The organism is Streptomyces sp. NPDC053750 (assembly GCF_044544295.1).
Classification (GTDB): Bacteria; Actinomycetota; Actinomycetes; order Streptomycetales; family Streptomycetaceae; genus Streptomyces.
The window spans coordinates 218,500-235,849 of the sequence record NZ_JBITXB010000011.1 but is presented as its reverse complement, the minus strand read 5'-3'; the positions used below and the strand labels follow the sequence as shown (position 1 = coordinate 235,849).

The following is a 17,350-nucleotide window of genomic DNA, read 5'->3' as shown; positions in this document are numbered from 1 at the left end:
CGGCCGTTCGCCAGGCCGCCCGCGGTTGTTAGCGTGCCGCCATGCACGCACCCATCGGGAACTTCGACAGCGCCTCGCCCGCCCCGGACTGCCTCGACGAACTGACCCGCCCGGTCGCCGACGCCGTACGCCACTGGAGCGGCGGCGTCCCCGCCGACCAGATCGTCTACGTCGACACCGACCCGGAATGGGCCGACACCGCCACCTTCGTCGAGCACTACGGCCGCGAACTGCTCGAACAGTCCGCCAACTGCGTGGTGGTCACCGGCAAGCGGGGCGGCGGCACGACGCTCGCCGCCTGTGTGGTCCTCTCCACCACCCGGGTCGACGTCAACGGTGTCGTACGCCGCCACCTCGGCGCCCGGAAGGCGTCGTTCGCCCCGATGGACACGGCGACCGGCGAGACCGGCATGGAGTACGGCGGCATCACCCCGGTCGGCCTGCCCGGAGACTGGCCCGTGCTGGTGGACTCGGCCGTCGTCGACCTGCCGTACGTCCTCGTCGGCAGCGGACGCCGGCGCGGCAAGCTGCTGGTGCCGGGCAAGGCCCTCGCCGAGTTGCCGGGGGCCGTGGTGCTGGACGGGCTGGGCGTCGCCTGACCGTTCACGCCGTGGCGTGGTGGGCCAGCGCCAGATGCGGGTCCGCCTCGCCCGGGGCCGGTGCGGGGTCGGCGTGGACCAGCGCGGCGGTGAGGCGCGGCACGGCGTGCAGCAGGGCGTGCTCGGCCTCGACGGCGATGCGATGGGCCTGCCGGACGGTCGCCTCGCCGTCCACGACCAGGGCGACCTCGGCGCGCAGCCGGTGCCCGATCCAGCGCAGTCGCAGCTCGCCCACCCCGCGCACGCCGGCCACCTCGCCCAGTGCGCGCTCGGCCCGGTCCACCAGAGCCGGGTCGACGGCGTCCATCAGGCGCCGGAACACCTCGCGCGCCGCGTCCCGCAGGACCAGCACGATCGCGGCCGTGATCGCCAGACCGACCAGCGGGTCGGCGAGTTGCCAACCCAGCGCCGCGCCCCCGGCGCCCAGCAGCACGGCCAGCGACGTGCAGCCGTCCGTCCGGGCGTGGAGTCCGTCGGCGACCAGTGCGGCGGAGCCGATCTCCCGGCCCACGCGGATCCGGTGGCGGGCCACCCACTCGTTGCCGGCGAAACCGACCAGGGCGGCCACGGCGACCGCCGGGACGTGCGCGACCGGACGCGGGTCGAGCAGCCGGTCCACCGCCGTCCACGCCGCGAGGACCGCCGACGCGGCGATCGTCAGGACGACGACGATGCCGGCCAGGTCCTCCGCCCGCCCGAAGCCGTACGTGAAGCGCCGGGTGGCCGCGCGCCGGCCCAGGAGGAAGGCGATGCCCAGCGGTACGGCGGTCAGGGCGTCCGCGGTGTTGTGCACCGTGTCGCCGAGCAGCGCCACCGAGCCGGAGGCGGCCACCACGGCCGCCTGCGCCAGCGCCGTCGCGCCGAGCACCGCCAGCGAGACCCACAGCGCGCGCAGTCCGCGGGCGGAGGACTCCAGGGCCGGGTCCAGCTTGTCGGTGCTCTCGTGGGAGTGCGGGGTGAGGCGGTGCGCGAGACGCCGCCACGGGCCGGTGGGGGAGTGGTGGCCGGGGGAGTGGTCGTGGTGGTGGTGCCGGTGCGGGTCGCTCACGGGGTGCCCCTTCCGGTGGTCCGGTGCGGTGGGTGGACGCCGGGGCGCCCACGACGCCATTATGTGCGTATGAGCGCACGCATGCACCTGTCACCTGCCGACGATGCGCACCCGCGTACCCCGGGCGAGGAGCAGTTCGCGCTCGCCGCCGAACTGCTCGCCCTGCTCGGTGACCGCACCCGCCTGACCCTGCTGCACGCCCTGACCGGCGGCGAGGCCGACGTCACCACCCTCACCGAGGCGTGCGGGGCGGCGCGGCCCGCGGTCAGTCAGCATCTGGCCCGGCTGCGGCTCGCGGGGCTCGTGAGCACCCGCAAGGAAGGGCGGCGGGTGGTGTACGCGCTGCGTGACGGACATCTGCGCCGCCTGGTCGCCGAGGCACTGAACGTGGCCGACCACCGGCTCGGCGACCGGCCGCTCCACGACTGAGCGGGCGCCCTCAGCCCGTGGTGCGGCAGCCCAGGTACTGCTCGGCGAAGGCCCGGGCCGCGACCGGGGAATCGAACAGGCGGCGCAGCCGGGCGAGTGCGGCGCCCGCGCGGTACGGATCGCCCGACGCCGTGCCGTGGTAGAGCCCCGAGAGCCACTGGGAGAACTCCTGGTAGTCCCACACCCGGGCGAGGCACGTGGCCGAGTAGCCGGACAGCCCGGTGTCGTCGCCCTTCGTCAGGGCCGCGACCAGCCCGTCGCCGAGCAGGAAGGCGTCGTGCAGGGCGAGGTTCAGGCCCTTGGCGGCGATGGGCGCGGTGAGGTGGGCGGCATCCCCGGCCAGGAAGAGACGCCCGAAGGCCATCGGCTCGACCACGTAGTTGTGCATGTCGAGGACGCGCCGCTCGATCAGCCGCCCCTCCTTGAGCGGCGGGGCGCCCGCCGCGCCGAGCCGCTCCCGCAGCTGAGCCCAGACCCGCTCGTGCGGCCAGTTCTCCGGGTCGTCACCCGGCGGACACTGGAGGTAGTACCGGGTCACCTCGGGGCTGCGCGCCATGTGGCCGGCGAAACCGCGCGGATGCATGCCGAACACGACGCAGTCGCAGGACGGCGGCGCCTCGGCGAGCAGCGCCAGCCAGCCGAGCCCGTAGTCGTGCCGGGCGACCCGCGCGCGCCCGGGCGGCAGCGCCGTCCGGGTCACCCCGCGCGCACCGTCGCAGCCGGCGACGAACCCGGCGTCCACGACGCACCGTTCACCGGAGTCGGGACACAGGTAGGACACCGACGGGCGACCGGACTCCAGTCCGTGCAGCCGCACGTCCCGGACCCCGAACCGGATCTCCCCGCCCCGCACGTCCGCGTACTCCCGCACCAGGTCCGTCACCAGGAACTGCTGCGGGTAGATGTAGTGATGGCTGCCCGTCAGTTCGGTGTACGCGAACCGGTACCGCTCCCCGGCGAACCGGAACTCGCACTCGGTGTGCGTCTGCGCCCGCTCCAACAGGGTCCGTGCCAGTCCCCGCCGCTCCAGCCCGCGTACGGCCCACTCCTCGATGACTCCCGCACGGGGCCGCCGCTCGATGAACGCACGGGTCCCGGTCTCCAGGACCAGACAGTCGACCCCCGCGGCGCGCAGGATGCTGCCGACGGTGAGCCCGGCGGGGCCGGCGCCCACGACGACGACCGAAAAGCGTTGCGTGGCAGCGGAGTTGGCGGCGGGGGAGGCTGCGGTCACGGGAGCAGTATGGCGGCGGCCCTGCTCCACGGGAACGGTCCGGACGTCCGGCCGCGTCGCCGGATCAGCCGAGGCGCGGGATCTCGATCGCGGGGCAGCGGTCCATCACCATCTCCAGGCCCGCGGCGCGGGTCCGCTCGTACGCGGCCTCGTCGACGACGCCGAGCTGGAACCAGACGGCCCCGGCACCCTTCGCCACCGCCTCGTCGGCGACCCCTCCGGCCAGGTCGCCGTTGACGAAGACGTCGACGACGTCCACGTCGAAGGGGATGTCCGCGAGGGAGGCGTAGCCGGGCTCGCCGTGGACCGTCTCCGCCTTGGGGTGCACGGGCACGACGCGCTTGCCGAAGCGCTGCAGCACCTCGGCGACGCCGTACGCCGCGCGCTGCCGGTTGGACGACAGGCCCACCACGGCCCAGGTGTCGCCGAGCTCGGTGAGGATCCTGCGGACGGTTGCCTCGTCGCCGTACACCGGCGGCCTCCTGTGACTTGTGGACGACTGTGACTTGTGGACGGCTGTGACTTCTGGACCACTGATGTCGTGCCTTCCCCCAGTCACAACGGGCGGCGGCCCGCCCGGATTCCCCGTGCGGTGGGGAGTGGCGGCGAGCGCGCCCCTGTGCGCCGCCGTCCCGCCCCGCCTACGCTCAGCCCGTGCTGCGCATCATCGACGCCCGGACCGCCGAGCCCGTTCCCGCCGCCCCCGCACGCCGTGGCCCGACCCGTGTCGTGGCGCACCCGCCGGGGCACGACACCACCGGTCTGCGCGTGCTGCTCGTCGCCGACCTCCTGGTCCGCGCCCTGGAGCTCGACGGCACGCCCGTGTGGGTCCTGGTGACCGGCGCGGAGGACCGGACCCGGCTGCGGGCGGAGGCGGCGGCGCTCGGCATCCGGCCCTTCGAGGACGGCGGTGTCGCCGCCTCCGGGCCCCGCACCGGCCAGACCGTGCACGTCGTCCGCGAGGGCGGGGCCGCTCCGGACGGTGCGACCGTCGCCGTCGCCCCGGTGGACCCGGCCGGACGGATCCCCGCCGACCCCGACGTCCTGCGACTCGCGCTGCTGGAGCGTCACCACCACGCGCGCGTGGAGCTCGACGCGACCGTGCTGGACGAGGCCCGGGACACGCTCGCGCGCTGGCGCCGCGCCGTCGCCACCTGGGCGCGGCAGCCGTCGCGTCCGGTGCCCGGCGAGGTCCGCGAGCGGCTGCGGGCCGCCTGGGAGGACGACCTGGACGCCGCAGGGGTGCTGCGTGTGCTGCGCGACGTGGAGACCGATCCGGACCTTCTGGACGGGGCCCGGTTCGAGGTCTACGCGTACGCCGACCGGTTCCTCGGCCTCGAGCTCACCCGTGACCTCGGGACCCCGGCGTGATCGCGCGCCCGGGGGCCGGTCCGCTGCGCCGCCTCGTCGTCCTGCGGCACGCCAAGTCGGCCCGCCCCGAAGGCGTCGCCGACCACGACCGTCCGCTCGCCGGACGCGGTCGCCGCGACGCCCCCGCCGCCGGCCGGGCCCTCGCGGAGGCCGACTGCCTGCCGGACCTCGCCCTGTGCTCCACCGCCGTGCGCGCCCGGCAGACCTGGGAACTGGCCTCCGCCCAATGGGGCACCCCGCCGCCGGTGCGCTACGACGCGCGTCTGTACGCCGCCGCCGTACCGGACCTGCTGGAGGTGGTGCGCGAGGCGCCCGCACAGGTCGGGACGCTGCTCCTGGTCGGTCACAATCCCGGTCTGGAGGAGCTGGTCCTCGAGCTGGCGGGTGACGCCCTGGACGACGCCCTGGACCGGGTCCGGGTGAAGTACCCCACGTCGGCCGTCGCCGTACTGGCCTGGCACGGCACCGACTGGCGGGCGCTCGCCCCGGGCACGGCCCTGCTGACCGCGATGACGGTGCCGAGGGGCGGGCGACCCTGAGCGCATAGGCTGGCCGGATGCAGGACGAGTACCGCACGGTCGCCCGCGCGGGTGTGCACGAAACCGAGATCAACCGCTCGCGCTTCCTGTGCGCCCTCGCCCCGGCCGCCACCGAACAGGACGCCCAGGCGTTCATCGCGGGCGTGCGCAAGGAGCACGCGGACGCCACCCACAACTGCTGGGCGTACGTCATCGGAGCCGACGCCGCCGTGCAGAAGGCCAGCGACGACGGCGAACCCGGCGGCACCGCCGGCGTCCCGATGCTCCAGATGCTGCTCCGCCGCGACATGCGGTACGTCGTCGCCGTCGTCACCCGCTACTACGGCGGCGTCAAGCTCGGCGCGGGCGGCCTCATCCGCGCCTACGGCGGTGCGGTCGGCGAGGCCCTGGACGACCTCGGCACGCTCACCCGGCGCCGGTTCCGCCTCGCCACCGTGACCGTCGACCACCAGCGGGCCGGCAAGCTCCAGAACGACCTGCGCACGGCGGGACGCGCGGTGCGCGACGTCCGGTACGCCGAGGCGGTCACCATCGAGGTCGGTCTGCCGGAGGCCGACGTGGACGCCTTCCGGTCCTGGCTCGCGGACGCCACCGCCGGGTCGGCCGGGTTCGAGCTGGGCGGCGAGGCGTACGGGGACGCATGACCCGAGGGGCCGGCTCAGCCGCGTAGGGCCGACGTGAAGACGCCCGGCAGCCTGGTCCGCCTCGGGCTCCTCGCCGGTGCCCCACACGATGGCGTGGTGCGTGCGCTCGCTGCCGGTGACGCGGATGGTGTCGACGTCGTCGTGAGCGGTGAGGTACGCGCTCTCCCCGGCGCCCCGTCCACGAAGCGGACCCAGCCGGCGACGCGGCCCTGCCCCTTGCGGGGTGCCCCACCGACACCGTTGCTGCCGCGGTGGTTGGCGACCAGGCCGGGGTGGTCGAACTGCACGCCGGAGTCGACGTTGGCGATGACGATGCCCTCGCCCGGTCGTCGTACTGCTGCCAGACCTGGTCGGCCTTGATGCCGGCGACGCCTTCTTCCGGTGCGGCACGCCGTACGGGAGGCTCGTCAGAGCTCCGGCACCACTGCCGGGTCGAAGGCGTCCGGCACGAGCGACGGGTCCGGCGACGCGCCGTCGAGTTGCTGTTCGGCCCAGATGGTCTTGTCCCGGCGGCTGTGCCGCACGCCCCAGCGGGAGCTGAGCTTCATCACGATGTAGAGGCCGCGTCCGCCCTCGTCGCTGTCCAGGGCGTGGCGCAGGTGGGGGCTGGCGCTGTGGGCGTCCGTGACCTCGGACAGCAGCCGGCCCCGGTCGTGGATGAGCCGCAGGCGCACCGGTCCCTTGCCGTAGCGGATGGCGTTGGTGACGAGTTCGCTGACGACGAGTTAGGTGGTGTCGCCCTCCTTCCTGCTCGGCTCGGCGGTCGGCGGGGCGAAGGACACACGGCGCAGGGGGACACCCGTCGGCGGGGGGCCGGACTGCCGCTCGGGTGCCTCCTGACCGTGGTCCAGCAGATCGACGCTCGCCGCGTCGGCGAAGGCGGGCACCAGGGCCCGCACCAGCTCGTCGGCCGTGGTCCGCGCCTCCAGCGTGGAGCCGACGGTCGCGTGCACCGCACTGAGGACGGCGAGGCGGTCTGCCGTTTCCTGCCGCTCGGTCACGTCCTCGATCACGGCCACCAGCCCCGGCGTGTCCTCGCCCGAGCCGTGCAGGGGGAAGAGGGAGACCTCGAGCGCGAGGGTCCGGTGCGGATTCGACGGCGCCGGTCCCCGGACCAGCCGGCTCCGCAGCGGCTCGCCGGTGGTGAGGGCCTCGTCGAGCAGGCCCTGGAGTTCGCTGCGCGCCAGGTCGGGGGCGAACTCCTCGATGGTGTGCCCGAGGATGTCCTCGGCGGGCAGTCTGCGTACTCCCCGCCCGGCGGGGTTGTAGCGGGTGACCCTCTGCTCGGAGTCGAAGACGAACAGCCCCTGGGACGAACCGGCGATCAGCGCGTTCAGCACTGCGGTGTCGTCGATGGAACCGCCTGCCACCGCACACTCCCTTCGCGGATCGTCCTTCCCACCTTCTCGCATCGGTCGCCCGCGGCAACTCGGCCGGCGCGGCACGGTCACGTCGCCCGGACGCCCTCGCTCACCAGGCCTCCGCGTCCGTCGCCTCCGCCGGGGCCGCCGGCCTCCCCGTCCCGCCGGTCCTCGACCGCAGGCGCATGGCCAGCGACGGCAGGACGAGTACGGAGATCATCGCGGCGCCGACCAGCGCGGCGGCCTGATCGGTGCCGAGGAGCTCCTGGTCCACGCCGATGGTCGTGATCGCGACGACCAGCGGCAGGCAGGTCGAGGCGAACAACGCGAGGGCCGTCCGGTCGGTACGGCCCAGGTCCTTCGGGGCCAGCAGGTACACCGGTCCGCCGCGCACCAGCAGGAACAGCAGGAGGAAGGCCGGGACCAGCAGCAGCGCGCCCGGGGCGTCGAGCAGCGCGTCCAGGTCGAACTCGATACCGGTGACCACGTAGAACAGCGGCACGAGGAAGCCGAAGCCCAGGGCCTCCACGCGGCCGAGGACCGCATCGCTGCTCGCGGGAGCGGCCCGGTGCAGCACGAGGCGGGTGAGGACACCGGCGGCGAAGGCGCCCAGCAGCACGTCGAGGCCGAACACCTCGGCGAGCCCCAGCATGCAGGCCAGCAGCAGCATCACGAACCGGACCGCGAACTGGCCGCTGCTGTGCAGGGTCCGCTCGGTCAGCTCACCGAACCACGGGGGGCGTGGACGCAGCGCCCAGAAGACGGCCGCGGCGGTGATCGCCCCGAACGCGGCCAGCAGGACGGCGGACTCGGCGGGCCGGCGTCCGCTGAGCAGCAGCGCCATGGCGACGACGGGACCGAACTCGCCGACCGCGCCGAACGCCGACACCACCGTCCCGAAGCGGCCCCGCAGCTCACCGCGGTCCCGCAGCATCGGCAGCACCGTGCCCAGCGCCGTGCTGGTCAGCGCGGTGCCGACGACGAACGCCTCGAAGATCTCGCCGCCGCTGAACAGGAAACCCAGGCCGATGCCGAGGGCGAGCGAGAGGGGCCAGGCCCACAGGGAACGGCGCAGGGTGTCGCCCCGGACCGCGGCGAAGTCGATCTCGTAGCCCGCCAGGAAGATCAGCATCGACAGTCCGAGGTCGGCGAGCGTGTCGACGACCTCGTCGGGGTGGGCCCAGCCCAGCACCTGGGGGCCGACGACGATGCCGAGGACGATCTCGAAGACGACCAGCGGGATCCGGATCCGGCGCCCCGTGGCGTGGGCGAGCAGCGGCGCGACGACGGCGACGGCCATGATCAGGACGAGTGTGCCCGGGTGGGTCATGACACGCCGCCGGGGGGCCGGGTCACGGAGTGGCGACGGCGAAGGGGAAACGCTCCCGGACCGCCTTGTCGGCCGCCGCGACCGCCGGCTCCGCGGGCTTCGACTCCGGGCTCCGGGACATCGCCATCTCCCTCATGGACGGTGTGAGCAGACCGCCGCGACCCCGCGCGCGGTCGGTGCCACTCTCGCGCGCGGGGACGGCCGGGACGACCGGGTGTACGCCGTCGGGGGGAAGGAACGCGCGGTGTCGACGGAAGCCTTGCGGCCGCATCCGGATCGCCCTCAGCTCCGCTTCCCCCGTCGCGTGGAGCACGTGTCGGTGTCGGCGGGACACCAGTGGGTCCGTCCGCCCACCAGGTGGAGTTCCAGATCGGCGTAGCCCATGCCGTGGTCGCCGAGCGCGGCGCGCAGTGCGTCGGGGGCGGGTTGTGGGGGCAGGCCGAGTACGCCGATGACGACGATGCCGTTGCGGGCCTCGACGGACGCGATCTGCCACTGGCCCGTGGCGGTCCAGCGTTCGGCGACCGGACGGGCGTCGGCGGTCGGCAGCCGGTCCCGCGCGACGCTGACGGTGCTGCGGTCAGCGGTACGGCGACGAGCAGCAGCACACGGATCACCGCGGCCAGGGTCCGCCCGTGGAACCGTCCCACGTGACTCCGCTCGTCGTCCGCCGGTCGCTCGCGCGGCGATGACGCGGGCCCACGTCCTGCCGCCGATGGTGACGAAGAGCACATGTCGACCCCGACCGTCCCTGCTGGTGGGGCACCACAGGACCTGCGCCGTACAGGTGAAGGCGTTCCCTTCCGTCCGGGCACCCGCGCCATGCGTTAGCGTGGCGAGCGTTGTCGGCGAGCCCCGTGCTGGTTCGTGCTGGTTCCAGAGGTGCAGTAGGGGTAGACGTGCGGATCAGGGCGATGTCATGAGAATTCTGCACACGTCCGACTGGCATCTCGGCCGAACCTTCCACCGGGTGAACATGCTCGGCGCCCAGGCCGCTTTCGTCGGCCACCTCGTCGAGACCGTGCGCGAGCGCGGAGTCGACGCCGTGGTCGTGTCGGGAGACGTGTACGACCGGGCGGTGCCCCCGCTCGCCGCGGTCGAGCTGTTCGACGACGCCCTGCACCGCCTCGCCGGCCTCGGTGTGCCGACGGTGATGATCTCCGGCAACCACGACTCGGCCCGCCGCCTCGGCGTCGGCGCCGGGCTCATCGACCGCGCCGGTATCCATCTGCGCACCGACCCGGCCGGCTGCGGGACCCCGGTGGTGCTGGAGGACGCACACGGAGACGTGGCCTTCTACGGGCTGCCCTATCTCGAACCCGCCCTGGTGAAGACCGAGTTCGCCGTGGAGAAGGCGGGGCACGAGGCCGTGCTCGCCGCCGCGATGGACCGGGTCCGCGCCGACCTCGCCACCCGCGCGCCCGGCACCCGCTCCGTCGTCCTCGCGCACGCCTTCGTCACCGGCGGCGAGCAGAGCGACAGCGAGCGGGACATCACCGTCGGCGGGGTCGCCGCCGTGCCCTGCGGTGTCTTCGACGGCGTCGACTACGTGGCGCTCGGGCACCTGCACGGCTGCCAGACCCTCACCGAGCGCGTCCGCTACTCCGGCTCCCCGCTGCCGTACTCCTTCTCGGAGGCCGCGCACCGCAAGAGCATGTGGCTCCTCGACCTGGACGCCGACGGCTCGGTCGCCGCCGAGCGCGTCGACTGCCCGGTGCCGCGTCCGCTGGCCCGCCTGCGCGGCACCCTGGACGAGCTGCTCGCCGACCCGGAGCTGAGCCGGCACGAGGAGGCGTGGGTCGAGGCGACCCTCACCGACCCGGCCCGCCCGGCCGACCCCATGGCCCGGCTCACCGACCGCTTCCCGCACACGCTCAGCCTCGTCTTCGACCCCGAGCGTGCCCCGGACGACCCGGCCGTCTCCTACGCCCGGCGCCTCGCGGGCCGCAGCGACCAGCAGATCGCGGAGGACTTCGTGACGCACGTACGCGGCGCCGGCCCCGACGACCACGAACGGACCGTGCTGCGCGACGCCTTCGACGCGGTGCGCGCCGACGAGACCCCGAGAGAGGCGGCCCGGTGAGGCTGCACCGGCTGGACATCACCGCCTTCGGCCCCTTCGGCGGCGCGCAGAGCGTCGACTTCGACGCCCTCTCGGCGGCCGGGCTCTTCCTCCTGCACGGACCGACCGGCGCCGGCAAGACCTCCGTCCTCGACGCCGTGTGCTACGCGCTGTACGGCTCGGTCCCGGGCGCCCGGCAGAGCAGCGGCCAGGGCATGACGCTGCGCAGCGACCACGCGGCCGTCGGCACCCGCACCGAGGTGCGCCTCGAACTCACCGTGGCGGGGCGGCGGCTGGAGATCACCCGGCAGCCGCCCTGGGAGCGCCCGAAGCTGCGCGGCAGGGGCACGACCGTCGACAAGGCCCAGACCTGGCTGCGCGAGTACGACGCGACGGCCGGCGCCTGGAAGGACCTCAGCCGCTCCCACCAGGAGATCGGCGAGGAGATCACCCAGCTGCTCGGCATGAGCCGCGAGCAGTTCTGCCAGGTCGTCCTGCTGCCCCAGGGCGACTTCGCGCGCTTCCTGCGCGCCGACGCCGAGGCCCGCGGCAAGCTGCTCGGCCGGCTCTTCGACACCCGGCGCTTCGCCGAGGCCGAGAAACGCCTCGCCGAGCGGCGCCGCACCACCGAGGCCCGGGTGCGCGAGGGCGACGCCGCGCTGCTGGCCGACGCGCACCGGATGCACCAGGCCGCCGGCGACGCCATGGTGCTGCCGGAGCTCGCGCCGGGCGAGCCGGGGCTGGCCGCGGCCGTCCTCGACGCCGCCGCAGTCGCCCGCAGCACCGCCCGCGAGCTGCTGACCGTCGCCGAGTGCCGGCTCACGGCCACGGAGGCCGCCCAGGCCGCCGCCGAACGCGACCTGGCCGACGCACGGGAACGGGAGCGGCTGCAGCGGCGGTTCGCCGAGGCGCGGGAGCGGGCCGCGCGGCTGGCGGAGCGGGCCGACGCCCACCGCGCCGCGCAGCAGCGCATGGAGCGGGCCCGCAAGGCCGAAGCGGTGGCGCCCGCACTGGAGTTGCGGGACGCCGCCGACGCCGAACACCGGCGGGCGGCGACCTCGGAGGCACACGCGCGTGCCCTGTTGCCCGACGCCCTCGCGGACGCCGGTGCCGCCGGGCTGGCGGCAGCCGCGCGCCGGGCCGCCGAGGAACTGGGCTCACTGGCATCGGCCCGGCGGGCCGAACGGCGCCTCGCCGAGCTGGCCGAGGAGCGGGCCGGACTGGACCGCCAGGAACGCGCCGACGCGGACGTCCTGCACGAGGCGGAGACCTGGCTCGCCGACTGGACGGCCACCCGCACCGCACTGCAGGCCCGCGTCGACTCCGCACAGGAGGCCGCGACCCGCGCCGAACAACTCGCCGTCCAGCGCGACCCGGCGCAGCGACGGCTGACCGCGGCCCGGCAACGGGACCGGTACGCCGAGGACACCCAGGAGGCACAGCGGCACGCCCTCGCGCTGGCCGAACGCGCCGTCGACGCCCGCGCTCACTGGCTCGACCTCAAGGAACAGCGGCTGAACGGCATCGCCGCCGAACTCGCCGCGAACCTCACCGACGGCGCGCCGTGCGCCGTGTGCGGCGCCACCGAGCACCCCGCCCCCGCCCGCAGGATCGCCGGGCACGTCGACCGCGAGGCGGAGGAGCGCGCCCTCGCCGCCCACCAGGAGGCCGAGGCGCGGCGCGCCGACGCCGAGCGGCGCCTCGGCACCGTACGGGAGGCACTCGCCGCCGCCACGGCGGAGGCGGGCGACGCGCCCACCGCCCGGCTCGCCGAGGAGGCCGAGGAACTGGAGCGGCTGTACACCCGCGCCCGCGCCGGCGCCTCCGCTCTGCACGCCGCGCAGGAGGAGCTGCGCCGGGCGGAGCAGGAGCGCGAGCAGCGGATCGCCGCCCAGCAGCAGGCGGCACTCCGGGCCGCCTCCCGGGTCGGCAACCGGGAGCGGCTGGAGCGCGAACGGGCCGCCTTGGAGGAGGAGTTGACGCGGGCCCGCGGCGCCGCCGACAGCGTGGCGGCACGGGCCGCCCAGCTGGAGCGCCGGGCCGCGCTGCTGACGGAGGCGGCCGACGCCGCCCGCGCCGCCGAGGACACGGCCCAGCGGCTCAAGGACGCGGACGCCCGCCTCGCCGACGCCGCCTTCCGCGCCGGCTTCGACACGCCCCGGGACGCCGCCGCCGCGCTGCTCGACGACGCCGCCCACCGCGAGCTGCAACGCCGGCTCGACGCCTGGGAGCTGGAGGAGGCCGCCGTCCGCGCGGTCCTCGCCGAGGCCGACACCGCCGCCGCGGCCGAGCGGCCCCCCGCCGACCTCGCCGCCGCGGAACGCACCGCCGCCGACGCGGGCCGCCGACTGCGCGACGCCTCCTCGGCACACGACGCCGCCGCCCGGCGCTGCGCCGAACTCGACCGGCTGTCCGCGCAGGCCACCACCGCCGTACGCCGGCTCGCCCCGCTGCGCGCGGAGCACGACCGCGTCGCCCGCCTCGCCTCCCTCACCGCGGGCACCTCGGCGGACAACGAACGCAGGATGCGCCTGGAGTCGTACGTGCTCGCGGCCCGCCTCGAACAGGTCGCCGCCGCCGCGACCGCGCGGCTCCAGCGCATGTCCTTGGGCCGCTACACCCTCGTCCACTCCGACGACCGCACCGGGCGCGGACGCAGCGGCCTCGGGCTGCACGTCGTCGACGCCTGGACCGGCCGCGAGCGCGACACGGCGACGCTCTCCGGCGGCGAGACGTTCTTCGCCTCGCTCGCCCTCGCGCTCGGCCTCGCCGACGTCGTCACGGACGAGGCCGGAGGCGTCCGCCTCGACACCCTCTTCATCGACGAGGGCTTCGGCAGCCTCGACGACCAGACCCTCGACGAGGTCCTCGACGTCCTCGACTCACTGCGCGAACGGGACCGCAGCGTCGGCATCGTCAGCCACGTCGCCGACCTGCGCCGGCGCATCCACGCCCAACTCGAGGTCGTGAAGGGACGGACGGGCTCGGTACTGCGTCTGCGCGGCGCCGGCTGAGGGGCCCTCAGCGGCCCAGTGGCCGGCGCGGGAGCGGCGAGGAGTAGACGACGCTCGTGGTGACCGAGCCCAGGGCGCCGATCCGCCCCGCCACCTCCTCCAGGTGCCGCATCGAACGCGCCGCGACCTTGATGACGAAGCAGTCGTCCCCCGTGACATGGTGCGCCTCCAAAATCTCGGGCGTGACGGCGACCAGGTCGTGGAACGGCTTGTAGTTGCCCGTCGGGTAGCGCAGCCGTACGAAGGCCAGGATCGGCAGCCCCAGCCGGTCGGGGTCGACGACCGCGGCGTACCCCTGGATGACCCCCGCCTCCTCGAGCCGGCGCACCCGTTCGGTCACCGCGCTCGCGGACATCGAGACGGCACGGGCGAGTTCGGCGAAGCTGGCCCGCCCGTCCCGCTGGAGGGCGTCGAGGAGGAGCCAGTCGGTGGCGTCCGGGGAATACGTGCTCATCCGGGATGGATAGCAGGGAATCCCCGCCGGAACAAGAAGTGTGCCGGTGAATCTCCCTTCAGGAGGGGTGCTCACGGACCGTAGGTTTCTGGCCAGGAGATCCACCGAGGAGAGGCCGGACCATGAGTGTCACCACCACCAACCCCGTTCTGCGCGTCGCCCCCGCGCCCCCGGCCGAGGCCGCCGCGTACTTCCGGGCGAGCCTCGCCTTCCACGCGGACGTCTCCGACGTCGCCGCCGCGCTCGCGGCCGACGGCGACCCCGGGTTCGTCCTCGTCGACACCCGCTCCACCGAGGCCTGGGACCAGGGCCACATCCCCGGCGCCGTCCACCTGCCCACCGCGCTCATCGCCGAAGAGGCCGGCCGTCTCCTCGACCCGGCGGTGCCGGTCGTCACGTACTGCTGGGGCCCCGGCTGCAACGGCGCGACCCGCGCCGCCCTCGCCCTCGCCGAACTCGGCCACCACGTCAAGGAGATGCTCGGCGGATTCGAGTACTGGGTGCGCGAGGGCTTCGCGTACGAGACCTGGCAGGGGAGCGAGCGCCGCGCCACCGACCCCCTGACCGCCCCACTGGACGCGGCCGACTGCGGGTGCTGAGGCGCGCGCAGGCTCTGACGCGGGGCGCGATGCGTTAACCGGGTGCGGCGGGGCCGCGGGCCGATCATCATGGTGGGTCATGCCACGCTTTCCGCACCCCACCCCCGAAGAACTGCGCCGCGACCCCCTGCCCCTGCGCGGCCGGACCGCCCTCGTCACCGGAGCCAGCCGGCGCGGCGGCATCGGCCACGCCGTGGCCCGGCGGCTCGCCGCGTACGGGGCGAGCGTCTATCTGCACCATCACGTACCCCACGACGCCGCCATGCCCTGGGGCGCCGACCGCACCGAGGAGGTCGTCGCCTCCGTACGCGCGGCACTCGGCGACCCCGACGCCACCGTGCTGGCCGGCCCCGGCGACCTCGCCGACCCCGCCGCCCCCGGCGAACTCCTCGCCACCGCCGCCGAAGCGCTCGGCGGACGCCTGGACGTCCTCGTCGCCAACCACGCCCTCAGCGGCTCCGACGGCACCCTCGACACGATCGACGCCGCCATGCTCGACGCGCACTGGCAGGTCGACACCCGCTCGGTGCTGCTGCTCGTCCAGGCGTACGCCCGGCACCGCGCGGCACTGCCGCCCCGCACCCCCGGCGGACGCGTCGTCATGATGACCTCCGGCCAGGACATCGCGGGCGGCATGCCCGGCGAGATCGCCTACGCCCTCCAGAAGGGCGCGCTCGCCTCCATCACCCGCTCCCTGTCGACGACCCTCGCCGAGCACGCCGTCACCGTGAACGCGGTCAACCCCGGCCCCGTGGACACCGACTACATGACCGGCGAGGACTACGACGCCATCGCCGCGCTCTTCCCCGCCGGGCGGTGGGGCATGCCCGACGACCCGGCCCGCCTCATCGCGTGGCTCGCCACGGACGAGGCGGAGTGGGTCACCGGTCAGGTCGTCGACTCGGAGGGCGGCTTCCGGCGGTGACCGGCCCGGCTCAGAGCCGCGACAGCTCGTCCACCAGGTCGTCCAGGCCCAGCGAGCCCTGGGAGAGCGCCGCCATGTGCCAGGCCTTCGGGTCGAAGGCGTCACCGTGGCGCTTGCGGGCGTTCTCCCGGCCCAGCAGCCAGGCCCGCTCACCGAGCTTGTAGCCGATCGCCTGGCCCGGGATCGTCAGATACCGGGTCAGCTCGCTCTCCACGAAATCCGCCGGACGGCTGCTGTGCGCGCCGAAGAACTCCTGCGCCAGCTCCGGCGTCCAGCGCTCACCCGGGTGGAACGGCGAGTCCGCCGGGATCTCCAGCTCCAGGTGCATGCCGATGTCCACGATGACCCGTGCGGCCCGCATCATCTGCGCGTCCAGGTAACCGAGCCGCTGCTCCGCGTCCGTGAGGAAGCCCAGCTCGTCCATCAGCCGCTCCGCGTACAGCGCCCAGCCCTCGGCGTTGGCGCTGACCATGCCGACCGAGGCCTGGTAGCGGGAGAGGTCCTCGGCGACGTGCGCCCACTGGGCGAGCTGGAGGTGATGACCCGGGACGCCTTCGTGGTACCAGGTGGAGACCAGGTCGTAGACCGGGAAGCGGGTGAGCCCCATCGTCGGCAGCCAGGTGCGGCCGGGGCGGGAGAAGTCCTCCGACGGAGGCGTGTAGTACGGGGCCGCCGCGCTGCCGGGCGGGGCGATGCGCGACTCCACCTTCCGCACCCGCTCCGCGAGTTCGAAGTGCGTGCCGTCCAGCGACTCGATCGCCTGGTCCATCAGGCCCTGCAGCCACTCGCGGACCTCGTCGACGCCCTCGATGTGCTTGCCGTGCTCGTCCAGGTGCGCCAGCGCCACCCACGGCGTCTCGGCGCCCGGCAGGATCTTCTCGGCCTCCTGCTTCATCTCGTCGAGCAGCCGGTGGTACTCGGCCCAGCCGTACGCGTACGCCTCGTCCAGGTCCAGGTCCGTGCCGTTGTAGTAGCGCGACCAGCGGGCGTAGCGCTCGCGGCCCACGGTGTTCGGGGCGCCCTCGATCGCCGGCGCGTACACGTCGCGCATCCAGTTCCGCAGCTCGACCACGGCCGCGGTCGCCGAGCGGGCCGCCTCGTCCAGCTCAGCGCGCAGCGCTTCGGGGCCGGCGGACGCGAAGTCCTCGAACCAGCCGCGGCCCTCACCGGTGTCCGCCCACTCGCCGAGCTGCTCGACGAAGGTGGCGGTCGGCCGGGGAGCGGCGTACAGCTTGCGTTCCAGGCCCTGCTGGAGGGACGCGCGGTAGCCCGCGAACGCGGCCGGTACCGCGCGCAGCCGCTCGGCGATCCGGGACCAGTCCTCGTCCGTCTGCGTCGGCGTCACCGTGAAGACCTCGCGCACCGAGTGCGCGGCGGTGCCCATGTTGCCGACCGAGCGCAGGCCCTCCTCCGCCTCGTGCACCGCGAGTTCGGCGGTGAGCCGCTCGCGCAGCAGCCGGGCGCAGCGCCGCTCCACGTCGCTGTCCCCGCCGGGCCGGCGCTCCGCCTCGTCGAGCCGGGCGAGCGTGGTCCGCGCCAGCGCCGCGAGGGCCTCCTGCCCCGCGGGCGAGAAGTCGGGCAGGCGGCTGGAACTCTCGGCCACACCGAGATACGTACCGGTGACCGGGTCGAGGGCGATGAGCTCGTCGACGTAGGCGTCGGCGACCTCGCGGGGCAGCGGGCTCTTGGTCTCTGACATGCGGACATCCTCATACGGATAGCGGTGCCGCGTCAGCCCGGT

The 17,350-nt window shown here is 74.7% G+C and carries 18 protein-coding genes; 9 read left to right on the top strand and 9 right to left on the bottom strand.

Annotation, left to right across the window (positions count from 1 at the left end; translation table 11 throughout):
* Positions 1-41: 41 nt before the first annotated feature.
* Entirely contained in the window at positions 42-599 is a 558-nt protein-coding gene (locus ACIGO6_RS28545; RefSeq protein WP_399881242.1) for a YbaK/EbsC family protein, read from the top strand.
* A 4-nt stretch (positions 600-603) separates the two neighbouring features.
* On the opposite strand, the gene ACIGO6_RS28540 is transcribed toward ACIGO6_RS28545, so the two are convergent.
* The gene (locus tag ACIGO6_RS28540; protein WP_399881240.1) at positions 604-1,647 is read right to left on the bottom strand and encodes a cation diffusion facilitator family transporter; all 1,044 of its coding nucleotides are present in this window, start codon (positions 1,645-1,647) and stop codon (positions 604-606) included.
* Positions 1,648-1,716: 69 nt separating this feature from the next.
* On the opposite strand from ACIGO6_RS28540, the gene ACIGO6_RS28535 reads away from it, so the two are divergent.
* Positions 1,717-2,076, top strand: coding sequence for an ArsR/SmtB family transcription factor (locus ACIGO6_RS28535; protein WP_399881238.1), 360 nt, complete (start codon positions 1,717-1,719; stop codon positions 2,074-2,076).
* Between the two features lie 10 nt (positions 2,077-2,086).
* On the opposite strand, the gene ACIGO6_RS28530 is transcribed toward ACIGO6_RS28535, so the two are convergent.
* Positions 2,087-3,310 (bottom strand): 4-hydroxybenzoate 3-monooxygenase, encoded by a 1,224-nt coding sequence (locus ACIGO6_RS28530; protein WP_399881236.1) that lies wholly within the window; start codon positions 3,308-3,310, stop codon positions 2,087-2,089.
* A 64-nt stretch (positions 3,311-3,374) separates the two neighbouring features.
* Entirely contained in the window at positions 3,375-3,782 is a 408-nt protein-coding gene (locus ACIGO6_RS28525) for a CoA-binding protein (RefSeq protein WP_399881234.1), read from the bottom strand.
* Positions 3,783-3,964: 182 nt separating this feature from the next.
* Between ACIGO6_RS28525 and ACIGO6_RS28520 the strand changes: the two genes are divergently transcribed.
* Genes ACIGO6_RS28520 through ACIGO6_RS28510 form a run of 3 tightly spaced genes read left to right on the top strand, consistent with a single transcriptional unit; the run spans position 3,965 to position 5,864 of the window.
* Positions 3,965-4,681, top strand: a complete 717-nt coding sequence (locus ACIGO6_RS28520) for a hypothetical protein (RefSeq protein ID WP_399881232.1) — start codon at positions 3,965-3,967, stop codon at positions 4,679-4,681.
* A complete protein-coding gene (locus tag ACIGO6_RS28515; protein ID WP_399881230.1) occupies positions 4,678-5,220 on the top strand; it encodes a SixA phosphatase family protein in 543 nt (180 codons plus the stop codon). The genes ACIGO6_RS28520 and ACIGO6_RS28515 overlap by 4 nt, the downstream gene beginning before the upstream one ends.
* 17 nt (positions 5,221-5,237) lie before the next feature.
* Entirely contained in the window at positions 5,238-5,864 is a 627-nt protein-coding gene (locus ACIGO6_RS28510) for a YigZ family protein (RefSeq protein ID WP_399881228.1), read from the top strand.
* Between the two features lie 407 nt (positions 5,865-6,271).
* Here the strand turns inward: ACIGO6_RS28510 and ACIGO6_RS28505 are convergent, their stop codons facing one another.
* From ACIGO6_RS28505 to ACIGO6_RS28490, 4 genes are all read right to left on the bottom strand, one after another.
* Positions 6,272-6,538 (bottom strand): ATP-binding protein, encoded by a 267-nt coding sequence (locus ACIGO6_RS28505; protein WP_399881226.1) that lies wholly within the window; start codon positions 6,536-6,538, stop codon positions 6,272-6,274.
* A gap of 51 nt (positions 6,539-6,589) precedes the next feature.
* Positions 6,590-7,234: a PAS domain-containing protein gene (locus ACIGO6_RS28500; RefSeq protein ID WP_399881224.1), complete on the bottom strand. Its 645-nt coding sequence runs from the start codon at positions 7,232-7,234 to the stop codon at positions 6,590-6,592.
* Positions 7,235-7,334: 100 nt separating this feature from the next.
* On the bottom strand, positions 7,335-8,555 hold the full coding sequence (locus ACIGO6_RS28495) for a cation:proton antiporter (RefSeq protein ID WP_399881222.1): 1,221 nt from the start codon (positions 8,553-8,555) through the stop codon (positions 7,335-7,337).
* Between the two features lie 282 nt (positions 8,556-8,837).
* Positions 8,838-9,287, bottom strand: coding sequence for a hypothetical protein (locus ACIGO6_RS28490; RefSeq protein WP_399881220.1), 450 nt, complete (start codon positions 9,285-9,287; stop codon positions 8,838-8,840).
* A 187-nt stretch (positions 9,288-9,474) separates the two neighbouring features.
* Here ACIGO6_RS28490 and ACIGO6_RS28485 point away from each other — a divergent pair, with 187 nt between their 5' ends.
* Both ACIGO6_RS28485 and ACIGO6_RS28480 read left to right on the top strand, forming a co-directional pair.
* The gene (locus tag ACIGO6_RS28485; protein WP_399881218.1) at positions 9,475-10,638 is read left to right on the top strand and encodes an exonuclease SbcCD subunit D; all 1,164 of its coding nucleotides are present in this window, start codon (positions 9,475-9,477) and stop codon (positions 10,636-10,638) included.
* The gene (locus ACIGO6_RS28480; RefSeq protein ID WP_399881216.1) at positions 10,635-13,631 is read left to right on the top strand and encodes an AAA family ATPase; all 2,997 of its coding nucleotides are present in this window, start codon (positions 10,635-10,637) and stop codon (positions 13,629-13,631) included. The genes ACIGO6_RS28485 and ACIGO6_RS28480 overlap by 4 nt, the downstream gene beginning before the upstream one ends.
* Before the next feature lie 7 nt (positions 13,632-13,638).
* Here ACIGO6_RS28480 and ACIGO6_RS28475 read toward each other — a convergent pair whose 3' ends face one another.
* Positions 13,639-14,085: an Lrp/AsnC family transcriptional regulator gene (locus tag ACIGO6_RS28475; RefSeq protein ID WP_399881214.1), complete on the bottom strand. Its 447-nt coding sequence runs from the start codon at positions 14,083-14,085 to the stop codon at positions 13,639-13,641.
* A gap of 122 nt (positions 14,086-14,207) precedes the next feature.
* Here ACIGO6_RS28475 and ACIGO6_RS28470 point away from each other — a divergent pair, with 122 nt between their 5' ends.
* On the top strand, positions 14,208-14,684 hold the full coding sequence (locus tag ACIGO6_RS28470) for a rhodanese-like domain-containing protein (protein ID WP_399881212.1): 477 nt from the start codon (positions 14,208-14,210) through the stop codon (positions 14,682-14,684).
* Between the two features lie 79 nt (positions 14,685-14,763).
* Positions 14,764-15,609 carry an SDR family oxidoreductase gene (locus ACIGO6_RS28465; protein ID WP_399881210.1) on the top strand — a complete coding sequence of 282 codons (846 nt, stop codon included), beginning with the start codon at positions 14,764-14,766 and terminating at the stop codon, positions 15,607-15,609.
* A gap of 10 nt (positions 15,610-15,619) precedes the next feature.
* On the opposite strand, the gene ACIGO6_RS28460 is transcribed toward ACIGO6_RS28465, so the two are convergent.
* On the bottom strand, positions 15,620-17,308 hold the full coding sequence (locus ACIGO6_RS28460) for a DUF885 domain-containing protein (protein WP_399881208.1): 1,689 nt from the start codon (positions 17,306-17,308) through the stop codon (positions 15,620-15,622).
* Between the last annotated feature and the right edge of the window lie 42 nt (positions 17,309-17,350).